Source organism: Herbidospora sp. RD11066, assembly GCF_054661255.1.
Genome location: NZ_BAAGDO010000380.1, coordinates 1 through 234 on the forward strand (window position 1 = coordinate 1; position 234 = coordinate 234).

Annotated in this window: 1 protein-coding gene; it reads right to left on the reverse strand. The window is 38.0% G+C overall.

The window, feature by feature from the left end:
* A partial coding sequence (locus ACYQ78_RS40150) for a mucin-binding protein (RefSeq protein ID WP_459806243.1) occupies positions 1–234 on the reverse strand: 234 nt, incomplete at both ends.

Here is a 234-nt window from a genome sequence, read left to right on the forward strand (position 1 = left end):
GACAACTTCGATATTTTCATCTTTAGAGTCTGCAGTTAATCCTGTTGTAGCTGCTACTTCTTTTTGTTTGGCATCTTTCAGGATGTAGCCTTTAACGACTGGTGATTCAACTTTATCGAATGTTGTATCTCCATCTTTAGCTGTCCAGTTACCGTATGTGATCTCACCTGTTACAGAGTTAATCTTAGCTTCACGAGTGAATGTAACTTTATCTGTTACTTTCTTAGCCACTTC